This window comes from Gaiella sp. (assembly GCF_035710885.1).
GTDB lineage: Bacteria > Actinomycetota > Thermoleophilia > Gaiellales > Gaiellaceae > Gaiella.
Genome location: NZ_DASTCS010000064.1, coordinates 1 through 18,844, shown reverse-complemented (window position 1 = coordinate 18,844; position 18,844 = coordinate 1). Strand labels below are relative to the sequence as shown.

General features: G+C 69.8%; 18 protein-coding genes. 7 read left to right on the top strand and 11 right to left on the bottom strand.

Going from position 1 to position 18,844, the window contains the following annotated elements; all coding sequences use genetic code 11:
• A partial coding sequence (locus tag VFO26_RS15230; protein ID WP_349259092.1) for an MFS transporter occupies window positions 1–1,588 on the bottom strand: 1,588 nt, incomplete at its 3' end.
• A gap of 188 nt (window positions 1,589–1,776) precedes the next feature.
• Between VFO26_RS15230 and VFO26_RS15225 the strand changes: the two genes are divergently transcribed.
• Entirely contained in the window at window positions 1,777–2,607 is an 831-nt protein-coding gene (locus tag VFO26_RS15225) for a hypothetical protein (protein WP_325115907.1), read from the top strand.
• Window positions 2,604–3,260 (top strand): hypothetical protein, encoded by a 657-nt coding sequence (locus VFO26_RS15220; protein ID WP_325115906.1) that lies wholly within the window; start codon window positions 2,604–2,606, stop codon window positions 3,258–3,260. Before VFO26_RS15225 ends, VFO26_RS15220 begins: the two co-directional genes overlap by 4 nt.
• A gap of 29 nt (window positions 3,261–3,289) precedes the next feature.
• On the opposite strand, the gene VFO26_RS15215 is transcribed toward VFO26_RS15220, so the two are convergent.
• A complete protein-coding gene (locus VFO26_RS15215; protein ID WP_325115905.1) occupies window positions 3,290–3,745 on the bottom strand; it encodes a cupin domain-containing protein in 456 nt (151 codons plus the stop codon).
• A gap of 44 nt (window positions 3,746–3,789) precedes the next feature.
• Here VFO26_RS15215 and dinB point away from each other — a divergent pair, with 44 nt between their 5' ends.
• Together dinB and VFO26_RS15205 are read left to right on the top strand one after the other, a co-directional pair.
• Entirely contained in the window at window positions 3,790–4,974 is a 1,185-nt protein-coding gene (dinB, locus tag VFO26_RS15210) for a DNA polymerase IV (protein ID WP_325115904.1), read from the top strand.
• A 226-nt stretch (window positions 4,975–5,200) separates the two neighbouring features.
• Complete coding sequence (locus VFO26_RS15205; protein ID WP_325115903.1) at window positions 5,201–5,641, top strand: CBS domain-containing protein; 441 nt, start codon at window positions 5,201–5,203, stop codon at window positions 5,639–5,641.
• A 78-nt stretch (window positions 5,642–5,719) separates the two neighbouring features.
• On the opposite strand, the gene VFO26_RS15200 is transcribed toward VFO26_RS15205, so the two are convergent.
• From VFO26_RS15200 to VFO26_RS15190, 3 genes are read right to left on the bottom strand one after another with little or no spacing between them, the layout of a single operon-like run.
• Window positions 5,720–6,544: a histone deacetylase gene (locus tag VFO26_RS15200; protein WP_325115909.1), complete on the bottom strand. Its 825-nt coding sequence runs from the start codon at window positions 6,542–6,544 to the stop codon at window positions 5,720–5,722.
• Between the two features lie 23 nt (window positions 6,545–6,567).
• The gene (locus tag VFO26_RS15195) at window positions 6,568–7,425 is read right to left on the bottom strand and encodes a 5'-3' exonuclease (protein ID WP_325115902.1); all 858 of its coding nucleotides are present in this window, start codon (window positions 7,423–7,425) and stop codon (window positions 6,568–6,570) included.
• Window positions 7,422–8,072, bottom strand: a complete 651-nt coding sequence (locus VFO26_RS15190; protein ID WP_325115901.1) for a lysophospholipid acyltransferase family protein — start codon at window positions 8,070–8,072, stop codon at window positions 7,422–7,424. Before VFO26_RS15190 ends, VFO26_RS15195 begins: the two co-directional genes overlap by 4 nt.
• Window positions 8,073–8,202: 130 nt before the next feature.
• Here VFO26_RS15190 and topA point away from each other — a divergent pair, with 130 nt between their 5' ends.
• Complete coding sequence (gene topA, locus VFO26_RS15185) at window positions 8,203–10,758, top strand: type I DNA topoisomerase (protein ID WP_325115900.1); 2,556 nt, start codon at window positions 8,203–8,205, stop codon at window positions 10,756–10,758.
• Window positions 10,759–11,002: 244 nt separating this feature from the next.
• Window positions 11,003–12,079, top strand: a complete 1,077-nt coding sequence (locus VFO26_RS15180; RefSeq protein ID WP_325115899.1) for a sigma-70 family RNA polymerase sigma factor — start codon at window positions 11,003–11,005, stop codon at window positions 12,077–12,079.
• Here VFO26_RS15180 and VFO26_RS15175 read toward each other — a convergent pair.
• From VFO26_RS15175 to VFO26_RS15150, 6 genes are all read right to left on the bottom strand, one after another.
• On the bottom strand, window positions 12,076–13,422 hold the full coding sequence (locus VFO26_RS15175) for an ABC transporter ATP-binding protein (protein ID WP_325115898.1): 1,347 nt from the start codon (window positions 13,420–13,422) through the stop codon (window positions 12,076–12,078). The two genes, VFO26_RS15180 and VFO26_RS15175, sit on opposite strands and share 4 nt — an antisense overlap.
• Window positions 13,406–14,434, bottom strand: a complete 1,029-nt coding sequence (locus VFO26_RS15170) for an ABC transporter ATP-binding protein (protein WP_325115897.1) — start codon at window positions 14,432–14,434, stop codon at window positions 13,406–13,408. The genes VFO26_RS15175 and VFO26_RS15170 overlap by 17 nt, the downstream gene beginning before the upstream one ends.
• Entirely contained in the window at window positions 14,431–15,360 is a 930-nt protein-coding gene (locus VFO26_RS15165) for an ABC transporter permease (protein WP_325115896.1), read from the bottom strand. The genes VFO26_RS15170 and VFO26_RS15165 overlap by 4 nt, the downstream gene beginning before the upstream one ends.
• Window positions 15,361–15,417: 57 nt before the next feature.
• On the bottom strand, window positions 15,418–16,485 hold the full coding sequence (locus VFO26_RS15160) for an ABC transporter permease (RefSeq protein ID WP_325115895.1): 1,068 nt from the start codon (window positions 16,483–16,485) through the stop codon (window positions 15,418–15,420).
• Window positions 16,486–16,572: 87 nt separating this feature from the next.
• Window positions 16,573–18,135, bottom strand: coding sequence for an ABC transporter substrate-binding protein (locus VFO26_RS15155; protein WP_325115894.1), 1,563 nt, complete (start codon window positions 18,133–18,135; stop codon window positions 16,573–16,575).
• A 393-nt stretch (window positions 18,136–18,528) separates the two neighbouring features.
• Window positions 18,529–18,654 carry a hypothetical protein gene (locus VFO26_RS15150; RefSeq protein ID WP_325115893.1) on the bottom strand — a complete coding sequence of 42 codons (126 nt, stop codon included), beginning with the start codon at window positions 18,652–18,654 and terminating at the stop codon, window positions 18,529–18,531.
• On the opposite strand from VFO26_RS15150, the gene VFO26_RS17945 reads away from it, so the two are divergent.
• The gene (locus VFO26_RS17945; protein WP_349259093.1) at window positions 18,598–18,738 is read left to right on the top strand and encodes a response regulator transcription factor; all 141 of its coding nucleotides are present in this window, start codon (window positions 18,598–18,600) and stop codon (window positions 18,736–18,738) included. The genes VFO26_RS15150 and VFO26_RS17945 overlap by 57 nt on opposite strands.
• Window positions 18,739–18,844 lie beyond the last annotated feature (106 nt).

Below are 18,844 nucleotides of genomic sequence, written 5' to 3'. Positions count from 1 at the left end.
GGCCCACCGCGGCACCGGTGTCCTCCGCGTGGTACCGGGCGAGCAGCCGCTCCTCGGCCTCACGCCTGGGGAAGAGGAAGAAGACGACCACGGCGCCGAGCAGGATTGCAGCGATGCCCGCGGTGTAGGCCCAGTCCGCGCCGTCGAGGAAGGATTCCTTTGCAGCGGCGGTGATCTCGCTCGCGTACTGCGGGTGTTGCTGGGCGACCGCTTCGGCGCCGGCGAAGGACTTCGTCAGCTGACTCGCGACGCCGTCCGTGATGTCCTGCCTGTTCGGCGCGGCAGCGACCGCGGCCCCGATTGCCGACGCATAGCCCGCCGTGAGGAGCGCCCCGAGGATCGACTGCATGATCGCCCCGCCCAGGTCGCGCTGGAGGTCAGCCGTCCCCGACGCCATCCCCGCCCGCGTCACGGGCACGGAACCGGTGAGCGAGTGTGACGCGGGAGTGCCGGCGAACCCGACACCGGCTCCGACGAGCGCGTAGGCGAGGCCGATCTTCCAGTAGGCAATCCCCTCGTTCCAGAGCAGGAGCATCGTCAGGAAGCCGAGCAGGCAGAACACGTAGCCGGTGAGCAGCGTGACCCGAGCGCCTCGGGCATCGACGAGCTTGGCCGAACGCGGTGCGATCAGGACCATGAGCGCGGCCGCCGGCAGGATCGAGAGGCCGGCCTCGAGGGTCGAGTAGCCGAGCACGTTCTGGAGGAACTGCTGCCCGACGTACATGGCGCCCATCAGCGTCCCGAAAACGATGACGCCCGCACACGCCGCCACCCAGAAGACGCGGCGCCCGGCGACCGCGAGGTCGTACAGGGGGTTCGTCGCGCGTCGCTGCCGGAACAGGAAGGCGATCAGCGCAGCGAGGGCGATCGCACCCAGGCCGAGCGTCAGGGCTCCTCTGCTCGGAAGGGCGGCGAAGTTGATCGCCAGGACGAGGGCCGCGACCAGGACGACCGACAGGATCCCGCCGAGATTGTCGACGGGATCTGTTGCCTCGTTGACGTGACTCGGGACGAAGAGAAACGCCATCACCAGAGCTACCGCGGCGAGCGGGAGCGTGACCAGGAAGACCGAGCCCCACCAGAAGTGCTCGAGCAGCGCCCCCGCGAGCACGGGACCCAGGGAGGAGATCGCGCCTCCGATGCCGGACCAGAGGGCGATCGACCTGGTTCGCCCGGGGCCGGCCCAGAGGGCGGTGATGAGAGCCAACGTCGTCGGGAACGCCATCCCGGCGGAAAGCCCGCCGAGCACGCGCGCCGCGAAGAGGACCTCGTCGGAGGGCGCCCACGCCGCGAGCAGGCAGGCCGGGATGGAGAGGGCCATCCCCAGGAGGAGCATCAGCTTGCGCCCGTAGCGGTCGCCGAGAGCGCCGAAGTAGAGCACCGACGCGGCGAGCCCGAGGGAGTATCCGACCGCGATCAGGTTGAGCGCAGTCTGACCGGAGTCGAACGCCTCGGCGATGGACGGCAGCGCCACGTTGGCCACCGCCAGGTTGAGGTTGGCGACCGCGGCGACCAGAATCAGCGACACCAGAACGAGCCCGGCTCGTCCGGGCGCGGTCGTTCTCGCCGCTTCACTCGGCGTACTCACGCTCGGGAGACACTCGCACGTCCGCGGCCGTGGAGCATCGTCCGATGCGGGTGAAGCGCGATTGCAGCCCCCAGGCGGATTCGTCCAGACTGGCGACGCGCCTATCGAACGGCCGCGAGGTCGATCCGGTGACCAGGCGGGGGAGGGATGACGAACGTCCCGAACGAGCGACGTAGTAGCGTCGCGCTGTGAACCTCGTCTGGGCACTGCTCGTCATCGTGGCCGCGGCGGGGGTCGCGGTCGGCGTGCTCCTGTTCGTCCGACGCGGCGCGCCCGAGGGGAGCTACTTCAACGACGGCGACAGAGCCGCAGGGGTGTTCGGCGTGCTGGCGACGGGGTTCGCGGTGCTGCTCGGGTTCGTGGTGTTCCTTGCCTTCGAGAGCTACGACGGAGCCCGGAGCGGGGCCGAGTCCGAGGCCCTCGTCGTCGCACAGCAGTTCGAGACCGCTCAGTTCCTGCCCGAGGGGGTGCGGCGCCGGCTCTCCGACGAGCTCGTCTGCTACGCCCGCCACGTCGTCTCACGCGAGTGGCCGCAGATGGAGCAGGGCAACCGAACCGACGCGATCAACCCGTGGGGCGTCGCCCTCTTCAGGACGCTCAAGACGACCGAGCCCCGGGCATCGTCGGAGCAGTCGGCCTACGACAAGTGGCTCGACCAGACCTCCGCCCGCGAGGAGGCGCGAAACGATCGGCTCCACCCTGCCGAGGGGATCATCCCGACGCCCCTCTGGCTCGTCCTGTTCCTCAGCGCCGCGCTGATCTTCGGGTTCATGATCTTCTTCGCCGACAGCGGCGAGCGGGCGATCGTCCAGGGCGTCCTGATCGGCACCGTCACCGTCGTGATCGTCGCGATGCTCCTCCTGCTGCGGTCACTCGACACCCCCTTCCACGAGGGAGTCGGAGGGCTGAAGCCGACTGCGATGGAACGGACGCTGGGCGTGCTGGAGGAAGAGCGAGAGATCGTGGGTGACGACTCGCCGTTGCCCTGCGACGAGGAAGGGTCGGCAACGCGCTCGTGACGGACCGGGGCGCGACGGCGGCGCACAAGGCCTCGAAGCGGGATCGGGTGGAGATCGTCGCGGCCGTACTGCTCTCGGTGGCGGCGGTCGCGATCGCGTGGAGCGGCTACCAGGCGACCCGTTGGAACGGCGAGCAGGCGAAGGCGGCCAGCCGCACGAACGCGATCAGGATCGACGCGGCGCGCGCCTCGAGCCTCGCGGAAGCACAGACGGAGGTCGACGTGGCCACGTTCATCCAGTGGGTCGACGCCCGGGCGGGCGGCGACGATGAGCTTGCGGGCTTCTACCGCGCCCGATTCCGCGCTGAGTTCAAGCCGGCGTTCACAGCATGGCTCGCCACGCGGCCCTTCACGAACGCGGCCGCCCCTCCGACGCCGTTTGCGATGCCGGCGTACAAGCTCGAGTCGACTGCGGAGGCGGAGCGGCTCGACGCGGAGGCCGAGAAGTCGGCGACCGAGGTCCGACGCTACATCCAGCGCGGCTCCAACTACATCCTCGCCGTCGTCCTCTTCTCGGTCTCGCTGTTCTTCGCGGGGATGAGCGCGAAGCTCGACGTTCCGGGCCTGCGCAAGGCGATGCTCGTCGTCGGGTGCATCGTGTTCGCCGGCACCGCCGTGTGGATTGCGACATTCCCGGTGAGCGTCGTCATCTAGCTGCCGGCCCGTCTCGAGCTCGCGCCGAGCTAGCCGGCGCCGAGCCAGGTGATCCCGTGCTTCTCCGACGCGGACGCGTATGCCTCCGGGCCGAGCGTCCCTGCGCGCTGCGCCTCCGAGAGCTCGCGGAAGAACCCCTCGAGCCCGCCCGGCGCCGTCAGGATCAGCAACCGTCCCTCGCCCGGCACCAGACGCCGCTGTGAGTGCGGGACGCCACGCGGCGCAAAGACGAGCCCTCCCGGCCCGGCATGGAACTCTTCGTCGCCGACCTCGAACACGTGCTCCCCTTCGAGCACATAGAACAGCTCGTCCTCGTTGGCGTGCACGTGGAGCGGCGTGTCGAGGAGAGGCGGTACCTCCTCGAAGAGCGTGAAGCGGCCGCCAGTCGCCGCGGCGGAAACCCTGAGCAGGATCGTGACCTCCCCGAACGTCAGCCGCTCACCCCCGTCGGCCTGCAACCCGAATGGCGGCGCGGCGGGTTCCATGCAGGCGAGGATATCCCGCGCGCAGTATGCGAACATATGTTCGCATGGACGCGACGATCCTCCACGCGGACGTCGACTCGTTCTACGCCTCGGTCGAGCAGCGGGACGATCCTCGTTTGCGCGGGCAGCCGGTGATCGTCGGCGCGGGCGTCGTCCTCGCGGCGAGCTACGAGGCCAAGGCGTACGGAGTGCGCACGGCGATGGGGGGCCGCCAGGCCCGTCGGCTCTGCCCGCACGCAGTCGTCGTCCCTCCCCGCATGTCGGCCTACTCCGACGCCAGCAAGGCGATGTTCCGCGTCTTCGAGGACGCCTCGCCCCTCGTCGAGGGCCTCTCGATCGACGAGGCATTCCTCGACGTCCGCGGGATGCGGCGGATCGCCGGGACGCCGACGGAGATCGCGGTGCGGTTGCGGAGCGAGGTGCGCGAACGGGTCGGTCTGCCCATCACGATCGGGGTGGCGAGGACGAAGTTCCTCGCCAAGGTTGCGAGCGGGGTCGCCAAGCCCGACGGGTTGCTCGTCGTGCCACCGGACCGCGAGCTCGAGTTCCTCCATCCCTTGCCGGTGGAACGACTCTGGGGCGTCGGCGCCGTGACCGCGGCCAAGCTCCGCATGCGCGGCATCAGAACCGTCGGGGAGGTCGCACAGCTCGCGGAAGATGCGCTGGTCTCGATGCTCGGTCGGGCTTCCGGCCGCCAGCTCCACGCCCTCGCCCACAACCGTGATCGCCGTCGGGTGCAGACCGGCCGCCGCCGCGGCTCGATCGGGTCGCAGCGCGCGCTCGGGCGACGGCCGAGGTCGCACGATGAGGTCGACGCGACCCTCGTCGGCCTCGTCGACCGGGTGACCGGCCGGATGCGACGCGCCGGGCGGGTGGGACGCACCGTCGTGCTCCGGCTCCGCTTCGACGACTTCTCGCGCGCCACTCGCTCGCACACGCTGCCGTGGGCGACGGCCGAGACGAACGTGATCCTCATGACGGCCCGAGGCCTGATGGCAGAGGCGAAGCCGCTGATCGAGCGTCAGGGGCTCACGCTGGTCGGCATCGCCGTCGCCAACCTGGAGAGCTCACGCGCGGTCCAGCTCGTGCTGCCGTTCGACGGCGCGAGAGGTGTCGCGATCGACGCCGCGATCGACGAGATCCGCGACCGGTTCGGGACGAAGGCGATCGTGCGCGCTGTCCTTCTCGGGCGAGACCCTGGGCTGATCGTGCCGCTGCTCCCCGACTAGGCACGCCCGGCTCGTTCGGTCAGCCCTTGTTCGCCTCGAGCCGGACCACCGCGCGGTTGCCGAGCAGCTCGAGCGACGATCCCGTGATCCGGTACCCGGCACGAGGCCGATGACGGCGGAGCCGCTCACGGCTCAGGAGTACGACCCGGCCGCACGCACCGGGTTTTGCGCTCGTGGCCGCGGGTATGGCCTGAACAGGACCTGCAACAAGACGGGAGGCACAGGCATGACAACCACTGTTGGAGAGGTCATGACGCCGGGCGTCGAGACCGCGACCCCGTCGCAGGCGCTCCGGGAAGCGGCGCGGATGATGAAGACCGGGGACTACGGCTCCGTGCCGGTGGTCGAGGGGGGACGGCTCGTGGGAATGCTCACCGACCGCGACATCGTCGTGCGCGCCGTCGCCGAGGGGCTCGACGGGAACACCGCCCAGGTGGGTGACGTGGCTTCGCGCGACCCGGTGATGGCGACGCCGAGCCAGGATCTCGACGACGCCCTGGAGCTGATGGCCCGCCATCGCGTGCGACGGCTGCCGGTGGTCGAGGACGGCATGCTCGTCGGCATGCTCAGCCAGGCCGACGTCGCGCTCGAGGCGAAGGAGAAGAAGACCGGCGAGGTCGTGCAGGAGATCTCCCAGCCGACCTCCACCCCGTCCGAGATCGGCTGACTTCCGCTTCCGCGCGACGCCCGGCGAGCGCCGGACCGGCGCTCGCCGGCGTTCTGATTGCCTCGCGACAGCGGGGCGTCACGCGGCGTCGAAGCCGGCGATCGCCGCTTCGACGAGCCGCGGCAGGGTGGCGAGGTTGTATCCGCCCTCGAGGACTGCGGCGACGCGAGGGCCGAGCTGCGCGGAACGGCGCGCGAGCTCTGTGAAGCCCCGCTCCGTGACCGCCATCCCGGCGAGCGGGTCGTCGACGTGAGCGTCGAAGCCGGCCGACACGAGCACGAGCTCCGGATCGAAGGCCTCTACGGCCGGCTCGACCAGCTCGGCGAAGGCGGCCGCATAGTCCTCGTCGCCGGTGCCCTCCGGAAGGGGCACGTTCAGTGTCGACTCGTCGCTCGTCCCCGGGCCACCGCTCCCCGGGTAGAACGGCCACTGGTGGAGCGACACGGCGAGAACCGAGTCGTCGCCGCGGAAGATCGCGTCGGTGCCGTTCCCGTGGTGGACGTCCCAGTCCACGATCGCGACGCGCTCGATGCCGAGCTCGTCCTGCGCGTACCGGGCGGCGACTGCGATATTGCCGAACAGGCAGAAGCCCATCGCATGACCGTGCAGCGCATGATGTCCCGGCGGACGGACGAGCGCGAACCCGCCGTCCTCGACCGCCTCGATCGCGCACCCCGCCGCCAGCCGCGCAGCCTCCCACGATGTCGGGCCGCCCAGCGTGTCGCCGTCGAGCCACGTCTCCTCGTCGAGCGAGGCGATCAGATCGACGTAGGCGGGATCGTGGACACGCTCGATCTGCGCCCGGGTCGCCCTGCGTCCATGTCGAGCCCCGCCGAGAGCCTCGAGCAGCACGGCGAGACGCTCGGGCCGCTCGGGATGGTGATGGTGCCCCGTCGGGTGCAGGTGCGCAAGCGCCGGGTGGGAGATCAGCTCGATGCGGCCTCCTCGAGCCGCCCCGCGAGCCGCCCCAGGCCGAGCTCGTCGACGGCGACCGCCGCTGCGTGCCAGTCCGGCTCGCGGTCGGGCAGGGGCGGAACCGGCGCCGTCGCATCGAGCGTCGCGATGTGCCGGTACATGCGCAGATCGTCGGCCTCCGCCGAGAACCGTCCGGCGGCGAGGAGCGCCTCCAGGCTCCCGTTCCCCGCCAGAAGCGACGCAGCGGTCTTCGCGCCCACGCCGCGCGCGCCCGGGATCTTGTCGGACGGGTCTCCTCTGAGCGCGATGAAGTCCGGCACCTGCTCGGGCTCGACGCCGTAGCGCTCGCGCACGTCGGCCGGCCGGATCCGCGCGAGCTCGCTCACGCCCCGTACCGGCTGCAGGATCGTGACGTCGTCCGCCACGAGCTGGAAGGCGTCGCGGTCCGAGGTCGCGACGAGCGAAGTCCCGCCCGCTGCCCGCTCCGACGCCACCGCAGCGGCGAGGAAGTCGTCCGCCTCGAAGCCCGCCGCTTTCGCGCAGACGATCCCGGCGGACTCGAGCAGGGCGGGCGCGAGGTCGAGCTGCTCGAGGAGCTCCGGATCGAACTCACGGCCTGCCTGGTAGCCGGACATCAGCTCGTGCCGGTAGGTGGGCACGGTGAGCGTGTCCCACCCGACGAACACCGCCCGAGGGCGCTCGGCCTGCCAGAGCCGGAGGACCATCGACGTCAGCCCCGTGAGCAGATTCCCGGGCCGGCCGTTCGCCCTCCGGATCGAGCGCGGCAGGGCGTGGAACGCGCGATGGGCGAACGAGTCGCCGTCGATCACGAGCAACGGGCGCCGTGTCGCCCTGCTTCGCGGCGTCAAGACTCCTCCTCGGGAGGCGTCGATCCGACGGCACGCTCGAGCGTGGTGATCGCCTCCCGCAGCCGGTCGGTCGCCACCTGTGCAGCCTCGGCTTCCTCGAGCGCCTCGAGGTCTCCCGTCTCGATCGGCGGTCCGTAGGCGACGCGGAGAGGCCCGAGTCGGCTGAGTCGCTCGGTGCCGGCGATCCCCGCGGGTACGAGAGGCACTCCCGCCTCGAGAGCGATGCGCGCCGCCCCGGTGTGCCAGCGCGCGTCGTGGCGCTTGCGAATCCCCTTCGACCGCCGTGTCCCCTCCGGGAACATCACGACCACGTGACCCGCTCGGCAGAGATCGACGGCGGTGTCGATCGCCCGCTGGTCGCGCCTGCCCCGATCGACGCGGAACCCCCCGCCCGAGCGCACGATCCAGCCGAGCGGCGGCCAGAACAGCTCCTTCTTGGCCATGAAACGGAGAAACCGGCGCGGGAAGAGCGGCAGGCCGAGCGGCCACGGGTCGAAGTTCGACCAGTGGTTCGCCGCCAGCACGCATCCTCCGTCCGGGACGTTCTCGCGGCCGCTCGAGCGCAGCCGCAGGACGAGGAAGGCGACCGGCCAGCTGAGCACCGCGACGAGGGCGTAGAGCCAGCTGGGCCTCGGCGGATGCGCCATCCGCGCGCAGGATACGCAGGGCCGCCCGCGAAGCGGCGCGCGACACGGTCGTTACGCTGTCGAGCCGATGGAGGTCGAATCAGGATGAGGACATGAGCATCCGACGGAGCGTCACGGTGGTCCGGTCTCCGTGACACGCCTCGTCATCGTCGAATCGCCCGCCAAGGCGCGGACGATTGCCGGCTACCTCGGCGGCGACTTCGTGGTCGAATCCAGCGTCGGCCACATCCGCGACCTGCCCAACCGGGCGTCGGACGTGCCGAAGGAGCAGCGCGCGCAGTTCGGGAAGCTGGGGGTCGACGTCGAGAACGGGTTCCAGCCGCTCTACATCGTCGACGCCGACAAGAAGCGGGTCGTCTCCGACCTCAAGCAGAAGCTCCGCGACGCGGACGAGCTCCTGCTCGCAACCGACGAGGACCGGGAGGGGGAGGCGATCGCCTGGCACCTGAGGGAGGTGCTGAAGCCGAAGGTCCCCGTCCGGCGCATGGTGTTCCACGAGATCACGAAGGACGCCATCGAGCGCGCGCTGGACCAGACGAGAGACATCGACGAGCGGCTCGTGGACGCCCAGGAGACGCGGCGCATCCTCGACCGCCTGTACGGGTTCGAGGTGTCTCCGGTCCTCTGGAAGAAGGTGATGCCGCGCCTGTCGGCCGGCCGCGTCCAGTCGGTCGCCACGCGGCTCGTCGTCGAGCGCGAATGGGATCGATGGCGGTTCGTCGCCGCGAGCTACTGGGACGTCGTGGGGACGTTCGAGCCGGGTGACTTCCAGGCGCGGCTGGTGGCGCTGGACGGGACGAGGATCGCGCAGGGCCGGGACTTCGGCGAGGACGGCCGGGTCGGCTCCGAGGTGCTGGTGCTCGACGAGGAGCGCGCGCGGGCGCTGGCGACGGCGCTCGAGGAGAGGCCGTTCACCGTCCGGAAGGTCGACGAGAAGCCGTACACGCGCCGTCCCGCGGCACCGTTCCGGACATCGACGCTCCAGCAGGAGGCGAGCCGGAAGCTGCGCTTCTCCTCGCAGACGACGATGAGCCTTGCGCAGCGCCTCTACGAGAACGGGCACATCACGTACATGCGCACCGACTCGGTGACACTCTCCGACGCGGCGCTCAAGGCAGCCCGTGCGCACGCGGCACGGGAGCACGGCCCCGAGACGGTGCCCGACGAGCCGCGGCGCTACGAGCGCGCGGTCGCGAACGCGCAGGAGGCCCACGAGGCGATTCGCCCGGCGGGGGACGTCTTCCGGACGCCCGCCGAGCTCGCGCGCGAGCTCAACCGCGACGAGCTCGCCCTGTACGACCTGATCTTCAAGCGGACGATCGCCTCGCAGATGAAGGACGCCGCGGGCCAGACGGTCTCGATCGAGCTCGGCGCGACGACCACCGACGGAACCGACGCGACGTTCCGCGCGAGCGGGACGGTGATCACGTTCCCGGGGTTCATGCTCGCCTACGCGTCGGGACGCGACGAGCCCACCGAGGAGGACGAGGAGCGGAGGCTTCCTGCGCTGACGGTCGGCCAGGAGCTCTCGGCCTCGAGCCTCGACGCGCAGGGCCACGAGACGAGCCCTCCCGCGCGGTTCACGGAGGCGAGCCTCGTGAAGGCGCTGGAGGAGCGGGGGATCGGGCGTCCGTCGACATACGCCTCGATCATGTCGACGATCCTCGACCGCGGCTACGTCTACAAGAAGGGAACGGCGCTGGTCCCGACCTTCCTCGCCTTCGCCGTCACGCAGCTCCTCGAACGCCATTTCGACCAACTCGTGGACTACGACTTCACCGCCCGCCTGGAAGGTGACCTCGACCGGATCGCGGCCGGGGACGAGGAGCGGGTCGAGTGGCTCAAGCGCTTCTACTTCGGCGACGGCGACCCGGGGCTGCACGCGCTCGTCACCGACCATCTCGAGGGGATCGACGCCCGCGAGGTCAACTCGATCGCGATCCCGCGCTCAGACATCGTCGTTCGTGTCGGGCGCTACGGCCCTTACCTCGAGCGCGGCGAGGAGCGGGCGAGCCTGTCGGAGGACATGGCCCCGGACGAGCTCACGCCCGAGCGCGCCGAGGAGCTGCTCGTGACACCCGCTGCCGCAGAGCGGTCGCTCGGCGAGCACCCGGAGACGGGGCGGGAGATCGTCGTCCGCGTCGGTCGATTCGGTCCGTACGTGACCGAGGTCCTTCCGGAGGGCGACGAGCAGAAGCCGCGCACGGCGTCCCTGTTCGCCTCGATGACGCCGGAGACGGTCACCCTCGAGGAGGCGGTGCCGCTCCTCTCGCTGCCCCGGACGCTCGAGGGATCGGACGGCCAGGAGATCGTCGTGTCGAACGGGCGCTACGGCCCCTTCGTGAAGAAGGGCTCCGAGACCCGCTCCCTCGAGTCGGAGGAGCAGCTGCTCACGCTCACGGTGCAGCAGGCCGAGGAGATCCTCGCGCAGCCGAAGCAGCGCCGCGGCCGGGGCGCGCCCAAGCCCCCGCTCAAGGAGCTCGGGCCCGATCCTTCGAGCGGCAAGCCGCTCGTCGTGAAAGACGGGCGCTTCGGCCCGTATGTCACCGACGGGGAGACGAATGCGAGCCTGCGGCGCGGCGAAGACGTCGCAGGGCTCACGCTGGAACGGGCGCTCGAGCTGCTCGCGGAGAGGCGGGCCAAGGGCCCTGCCCAGCCACGCCGGCGCACCCGTTCACGGCGCTGAACAGGAGGGATGACCTCTAACATCCAGCATCCGCCGAGCGTCGTAGCATGTCAGTAGCGGGGCGCACTCGGCCGCCCCGCGTGAGGAAGCAACGGCCTCCAGCCGCGGAATACGGCGCCCGAGGCACTCGTTCGGGGATTGTGACACGGTTTGTCGTCTCGATCCCGTGGAAAGACAGGAGGATGGCACGTAGAGTCAGGGAGATTGTGCTCCGCCGCGATCGTGAAAGGACTGACATCCCGGTTTGACCCAGAACCAGCTCATAGAGCTTTTCGAAACGGAGCAGCTGAAGTCCATCGTGGAGCGCTCGGAGGAGCGCGGCTGGGTCGACCCTGCCGAGCTCGAGGCGTTCACCACGGAGCAGGAGCTCGCCAACGAGGAGGTCGAGCAGGTCACGCGCGAGCTGGAGGCGATGGGTCTCGAGATCGGCGCGCCCGTGGAGAGCGAGGAGGAGAAGGCGAAGGAGGCCGCTGAGGCGGCGGTCTGGGCGAGCGAGTCCCTCTCCGGCGCCGCCGACTCGCTCCAGCTGTTCCTCGCCGACGTCGGCCGCCACAAGCTGCTGAACGCCGCGCAGGAGGTGCAGCTCGCGAAGCGCATCGAGCGCGGAGACCCGGTCGCCAAGCGCCACATGATCGAGTCCAACCTCCGGCTCGTCGTCTCGATCGCGAAGGGCTACCGCGGCCTGGGCGTCCCGTTCCTCGACCTGATCCAGGAGGGAACGCTGGGCCTCAACCGGGCGGTCGAGAAGTTCGACTGGCGGCGCGGCTTCAAGTTCTCGACGTACGCCACGTGGTGGATCCGCCAGTCGGTGCAGCGCGCGGTCGCGAACCACGCGCGCACGATCCGCGTTCCCGTGCACGTGGTCGAGCGCCAGCAGAAGCTCTCGCGGGCCGCGCGCCGGCTCGAGGTCGAGCTCGGCCGCGAGGCGACGAAGGAGGAGCTCGCGGAGGCGACCGGCCTGCCGATCCAGCACGTCGAGGAGGCGATGGGGGCCGCGCACGCATCCGTCTCGCTCAACCAGTCGGTCGGAGCCGACGACGAGGGCGAGCTCGGGGACCTCTTCGCCGACCGCGAGGCGGCCGACCCGTTCGACGAGGCCGAGGAGTCGCTGCGGCGCCAGGGCGTCCGACGCGCGCTCGACGCGCTGCCGGAGCGGGAGCGCCGGATCCTCGAGCTGCGCTTCGGGTTCGAGGGCGAGCCGTGGACCCTCGAGGCGATCGGGCACGAGCTCGATCTCACGCGGGAGCGGGTGCGCCAGCTCGAAGGTCAGGCCCTGAGCAGGCTCGCGGCGCTCCGCGAGCTCGCCTCGCTGGCAGCCTAGGAAACGGCGTCGAGGGAGGCTCGCTGGCCGCGGCGTCGCTCCGCCTCGGCGAGCGCGTCGTCGTCGAACAGGTGGCACTCGACCGTCGTGGGTCCCGCCTCGAGCGGGCGCGGGGGGATCGGGTCGAACCACTCGATCTCGACATGGTCGCCGTCGGCCACGATCCGCTTCACGCCCGTCCAGAAGCGCGCGTCGGGCGCGTCGTCCCGGACCGCCTCCAGGAGCGCCGCCATCTCCGCGCCGGTCCGCCCGCGGCCGGCATGGAGCCTGATGCGCGGGGCCGGCGCCTCCAGGGTCGTGAGGTCGCCCATCACCGCCTGCTCCGCCTCGTAGCGCTCCTGCGCCTGGAGCGCCCAGCGCGCCTCCAGAAGGTCCCGGAGGTCGCGAGTCTCCCAGCCGCACACCTCGAACGCCATCGGGCAGCGCGGGTGGAACGTGCACCCGAGAGGCGGACGCGCCGCGTCGGGCACCTCGCCCGGAGGCAGGTCACGCGGCACGCTGCTGTGCGGGTCAGGATCGGGGATCGCACGGAGGAGAGCCTTGGTGTAGGGGTGCTTCGGGTCGGCGTAGATCGCCTCCGACGGCCCGATCTCGACGATCCTGCCGAGGTAGAGGATCGCGATCCGGTCGCAGAAGAACTTCGCGGTCGCGAGGTCGTGCGTGATGTAGAGGTACGTGAGGTTGAGCTCACGCTTGAGGTACAGCATGAGCTCGAGAATCTTCGCCCTGACGCTCATGTCGAGCATCGAGACCGGCTCGTCCGCGACAAGCAGCGCGGGGTTCAGGATGATCGCCCGCGCGATCACGACCCGCTGCTTCTGGCCGCCCGAGAGGTCCGACGCGTACTTGTCCATGAACTGCTCGGGCGGATCGAGGCCGACGGTCGACAGCGTCTCGGCGACCCGTATCCGGCGCTCGGTGCGCGTGCCGACGCCGTGGATCTGGAGCGGGTGCTCCACGAGCTGCCCGATCGTCATCGCGGGGTTCAGCGAGGCATGGGGATCCTGGAAGACGATCTGCATCTCACGCCGCAGCGCGCGAAACTCGCGCTCGGACAGCTTGGTGATCTCGCGCCCCTCGAACTCGATGCTGCCCTCGGTCGCGGATACCAGCCCGAGAATCGTGCGACCGAGCGTGGTCTTGCCGCTGCCGGACTCGCCGACGAGCCCGAGAACCTCGCCGCGCCGCAGCTCGAGGGAGACATCGTCCACCGCCTTCACGGAGCCGGCCTCCCGGCCGACGAGGCGATCGAGAAAGCTGCCGCGAAGCGAGTAGTACGTCTTCAGCCCGCGGATGGAGACGAGAACGTCGCTCCGCGCGGGCGCGTCAGGCTTCCTCTGCAACCGCGATCTCCTCGCGCTCGAGTGGCTCCGTCCCGCCTTCGGGGATTCGCTCCGCCGGCCCGTGCAGCCAACAGAGCACCCGGCGGTCGTCGTCGAGCATCTGCTCGACGGGATCCCGGTCGGCGCACACGACCATCGCGCTCGGGCAGCGCGGGTGGAAGCGACACGCCGGCGGCGGATCGATCAGGTTCGGCGGCGCGCCCGGGATGGAGTGGAGCTCCGCGGTCTCGAGCGAGATCGTCGAGCGCAGCAGCTCACGGGTGTAGGGGTGGGCGGGGTCGGCGAACACGTCGCCGGCATTCCCCTCCTCCGCGATCTTGCCCGCGTACATCACGGCGACGCGGTCGCAGGCCTCGGCCACGATCCCGAGGTTGTGCGTGATGAGAAGCAGGGCGGTGCCAAAGGTGCGCCGCAGATCGGAGAGGATGCCCAGGATCTGCGCCTCGACGATGACGTCGAGCGACGTCGTTGGCTCGTCGGCGACGAGGAGCTTCGGCCGCAACACGAGCGCCAGCGCGATCATGATGCGCTGCCTCATCCCTCCGGAGAACTCGTGCGGGTACTGGCGGAAGCGGGTCGGCGGGATGCCCATCTGCCCGAGCGTCTCCAGCGAGCGCGTGCGGATCTCGCGGTCGGTCAGCCCCGATTCGTGCTGCTCGAGCGTCTCGCGGAAGTGGTCCTCGATCCGCATCAGCGGGTTGAGCCGGGTCATCGGCTCCTGGAAGATCAGCCCCAGGTCGGGCCCGCGGAGGCGCCGCAGCTCCTTCGCGTTCATGCCGACGAGGTTCCGTCCCCCGTACAGCACCTCGCCGTCGGAGACGGCACCCTCGGGGAGCAGGCCCAGGATCCCCCTGCCGAGGCTGGACTTGCCGCAGCCCGACTCCCCGACCAGGCCCAGTACCTCGCCCTCGCCGATGTCGAGCGACACCCGGTCGACGGCTCGGACGGTGCCGCGCGGCGTGCCGTAGTACACGCGGAGGTCGCGCACCGAGACGACCGGTCCGGAGCTCACAGGGTCTCCGGGTCCTGGATCGTCGGCTCGAGGTCGACCTTGACGCCGGGGCGCTTGCGGAGCACGGGGTTGACCGTCTCGTTGAGCCCTTCGCCGAGAAGCGTGAGGCCGGTCACCAGGAGGACGATCGCGAGTCCGGGGAACAGCCCCGTCCACCAGATCCCGGACGACGCGTCCGAGACGGCGCGGTTGATGTCGTAGCCCCACTCCGCTCCCGCGCTCGGCTGGATCCCGTAGCCGAGGAACCCGAGTGCGGCCAGCGTGAGGATCGCGTCGGCGGCGTTGAGCGTGGCGAGCGGCGGGACGTTCTGGACGACGTTGAAGAAGACGTACTTGCGGATGACCGTGAACGGCCGCGCTCCGAGCGCGCGCGCAGCCTCCACGAACGGCTCCTCGCGGATCGCGATCGTATGGTTGCGGACGACGCGGAAGTAGAGCGGCACGTAGACGACGGTGATCGCGATGGCGGCGCTGAGGATCCCCTGGCCGACGCGGTCGGCGAGGAGAAACGCGATCACGATCGCGAGCAGGAGGAACGGGAACACGAACAGCGCGTCCATGATCACGACGAGGATGCGGTCGAGCGTCCCGCCGAAGTAGCCGGAGAGGAGGCCGAGCGGGACGCCGATGGCGATCGAGAAGAAGAGTGACACGATCACGACCTTGAGCTCGGTCTGGGTGCCCCAGATGAGCCTCGAGAGAACGTCGGTGGACTGGACGTTCGTGCCCATCAGATGGTCTGACGACGGCGGCGCGAGCTGCGGGAATCGCTGCCCGTCTGCCCGGAACGTGTCGAAGTCGTACGGGGCGATCAGCGGCGCGAGCACCGCGATCAGCACGAACGCGAGGCTGATGCCCGCCCCGACCCAGAGCATCGTGCGCGCCATGCCCCGGGCCTCGGTGACCGGCCCGAACGCCCGACGCACGCCGCCGAGCCTCCGCGTGGCGGGAGCCCTCGCCGTTTCCGCGCGCGCCGCCACCGTTCAGTACCTGATCCTGGGATCGATGTATGCGTTGACGAAGTCGATGATCAGGCTCGCCAGGACGACGATGAGCGCGAACACGACGATGATCCCCTGGACAGCGGCGTAGTCGCGGTTCTGGAGGTACACGATCAGCGTCTTGCCGATGCCCGGCCAGTTGAACGTCGTCTCGGTGAGCACCGCCCCGGAGAGCAGGAGCGCGACCGTCAGGCCCACGACCGTGATCACGGGGACGAGCGCGTTGCGGAACGCATGGTGGTACACGACGGAGCGCTCGTCGATGCCGCGGGCGCGCGCGGCCTCGATGTAGTCGTCCTTCATCGTCCTGATCACGTTGACGCGCACCAGCCGGATGAACACGCCCGCCGTCACGAGCCCGAGCGTCACCGCGGGCAGGATCAGATGCTTGACCACGTCGACGAACGCCTCCCAGTCGCCGTTCCAGAGCGTGTCGATCGTGTAGATGTGGGTATGGAGCTCGAGCGTGGCGTCGGTGATCGGGCTGGCGCGGTCGGAGGTGGGCAGCCAGCCCAGGTACGAGCCGAAGAACAGCTGGGCCATCAGGCCGAGGAAGAAGACGGGCGTCGCGTAGATCAGGATCCCGAACAGGCGGCTGCCGCTGTCGATCCACGTGTCCCGGAACCGGCCGGCCAGGAGGCCGAACGTGACGCCCACGACGATCGCGACGATCATCGCGAAGAACGTCAGCTCCAGGGTCGCAGTGCCGTTCTCGACGATGATGTCGCCGACCGGCCGCCGGTCGGTGATCGTGGTGCCGAAGTCGCCCCGGCCGATGTCCCACAGGTAGTCGCGGTACTGCAGGTAGATCGGCCGGTCGAATCCGAGGTCCTGCTTGATCTCGTCGACGACGGCAGGAGGCACGTGGCCTCCGAGCGACGCGGTGATCGGGTCGCCCGGAGCGACCCGCATGAGCAGGAACACCAGGGTCAGCAGGATCAGGATCATCGGCACGACCAGCGCGAGTCGCGTGAGCGCGTACCGTCTGAGCGAAGTCCCTCTGCTACCGGCCAATGGACGCCCCGTGCGGTTCGTGGCGACGGTCGCCACGCCGACCGTCAACCCTAGATGAACGGCTGCAGGTCGGCCCTCGGGGGAGGGGGCCCGGCGAGGCGCCCCTCCCCCCGATGGGTCGCCCTACGGCTTCGACAGCTTCCAGAAGCGCATGATGAAGGCCGCGTCCAGCGTGCTCGGGATTCCGCGCACGTTCTTCCGCGCAGCCGCGATCATGTTGCCCTGCCAGACGGGGATGACCGGGACGTCTCTCGCGGCGAGCAACTGGATCTGCCGGATGATCGAGAGGCGCTGGGCCTGCGTCTTGGCCGCCTGCTCTGCGTTCAGGAGCCTGGTCATTCGCGGGCTGGCGTAGCCGTTCGAGGTGAAGTTGTCCTTCTGGTAGAAGGACAGGACGTAGTTCTCGGGGTCCGGATAGTCCGGGAACCAGCCGAGCTGGAACGCGTTGTACTGCTTGCCGAGCGCATCGCTGTACTGCGCCCACTCTGCGGACTTCAGCGTGACCTTGAAGACGCCGCCGCGCTCGAGTCCGCGCTTGATCTCCGCGTACTCGTCGGCCGACGCGTCACCGTAGTGGGTGGGTGTCCACCACAGCTCGATCGGCATCGGCATCGCCACGCCGGCGCTCTGCAGCGCCGCCTTCGCCTTTGCGACGTTCGGCGCACGCCCGTACACCGACGCGAATGCGTCGACGTGGCCGGGCAGGCCGGCCGGAGGCATCGAGAAGAGCGGCTTGACCGTGCCGCGGTAGACCCTCGACGCGATCGACTGCCGCGGGATCATGTACGCCACCGCCCTGCGGACCGCGACATTGTTGAACGGTGGCCGCTGGACGTTCATCACGATGTACCGGATTGCCGCGCCCTGTCCCTGGAACACGGTGAGGTTCTTGTTCTCCGCCAGCGAGACGAGCTCCGTCGGCGTGAACGTCTGGTACGCCATGTCGATCTCGCCACGCTCGAGCCCGAGCTTCATGGTGGACGACTTCGAGTAGTACCGGAGGATCAGGCTCTCGTTCTTCGCCGGGGCGCTCCAGTAGTCGTCGTACCGCTCGAGAACTGCCTGCTGACCGGGCGTGTACCTGACGATCCGATACGGGCCCGTCCCGACCTGCGGCTGGTTGTTCGCCTGCAGCTTGTCGGCCGGGTAGCTGCTCGGCACGATGCCGCCGGCGCCGGATGCGAGGATCAACGGCCAGGTCGACTGCGGCTTCTTGAGGTTGAACGTCACCGCGTTCGGCCCGTTGGTCGTGACGCTGCGCAAGTTCGAAAGCAGCGACGAGATCCCGGAGGGGTCGTTGATCTTGATCACGCGGTCGAACGAATGCTTCACGTCGGCCGAGTCGAACGCCGAGCCGTCGTGGAACGTCACGCCCCGGCGCAGAGCACAGCGCCAGGTCTTGACGGTGCCGACCGGCGCGCATCGCGTCGCGAGCGACGGCACGACCCTGGCTCCGTTCCTGGCGTCGTACAGGTGCTCGTAGACGTTGTAGCCGAGCGTTGCCGACCCGTAGTCGTAGTTGCCGGCCGGGTCGAGGTTCGTCACCGTGTCCGTCGTCCCGGCGACGATCGTGCCGGACGTGGCTCCGGACGCGGACTGCCCTGCGCCGGCACCGAGGGACGCAGCCACGATCGCTACGAGGCCGGCGAGCACACCGAGGCGCCATCGCCTTTCAATTCGACTCATGGGTTCCTCTTTCTCCTTTCCCTGCGGGGTGGGCGTGTGGATGGAGCCGCCCAGCTAGTTGGACGTCGGATTCGCCACGTTGTTCGGAGGGGCGGAGTGAACGACGGCACTTCGAGGAACGGCCGCTCCACACAGCCCGACAGCGTACGGTGGACGGTCCGCCCCGGCAAGCCGAGACGTCCCGCGGAGAGCGGGCATCCCCCGTTCGAGGCATGCGTCCTCACCCCGCTAAAGCGAGTTGGCGCCCGCGCCGATACGCATTGAGTGGACGCCGCGGAGCGTAGGGAGATCCTGAACCGTTATCGCGACCACAGCCGCCGGTTCGAGGCGGCTGCGGCGCGCCGGAATTCGAACCGGACGGGGGCTGTGATCCCCTTCACCCCGCCCCCTGCTCTACGTGAGCTCGAGCAGGAGCCGACGGCGCGTGAGATCCAGGTGCTCCAGCTCGTCGCGGACGGCCTCGTGAACCGCGAGATCGGCCAGCAGCTCTTCCTGTCGGAGGAGACGGTCAAGTCGCACGTCCGCCATCTCCTGGCGAAGCTTCAGGCAAGAAGCAGAGCCCACGCCGTAGCCGTTGGCTTCCGGCGTGGGCTCATTGCGTGAACTCCATCCGTCGACTCTCACTTCTGCTCGGACCCAGCGATCCCCCGGATGAGGGATGCCCGGGTTGTGGACAGAAACGAGGATTCGACGGGCTTACCAGTCCTTC